1 protein-coding gene is annotated in these 276 nt (G+C 49.3%); it reads left to right on the forward strand.

Annotation, left to right across the window (positions count from 1 at the left end):
* The coding region (locus LRL21_RS45145) for a hypothetical protein (RefSeq protein WP_240422245.1) at positions 1–276 on the forward strand (276 nt) is incomplete at both ends.

A 276-nucleotide genomic window follows, 5' to 3' on the forward strand; every position in this document is an offset into this window, starting at 1 on the left:
TATGGTGTGGGACAATCTGAATCAGTTTTGGCAGGGATCGCAGCCTTGGCTTGTGGTAGCGTCCAACTGGCAACACCCTTCCCCGAATACCAGCTCGGTCCGCAAGTGGGTAGCACCTCAAACTGGGTTGGTTCGTATTACAGGAAATGCAGCCATGCTTTGGGGAAGCGGAGGGAATGGTGTGACCGTGAAAATATTACATAATTCCGCCCTTAAATGGTCAACGAATCTTGCTTATAACGATTTACGAGGAACTGATACGGATGTATCGGTAGG

The organism is Paenibacillus periandrae (assembly GCF_022458865.1).
Taxonomy (GTDB): Bacteria; Bacillota; Bacilli; order Paenibacillales; family NBRC-103111; genus Paenibacillus_S; species Paenibacillus_S periandrae.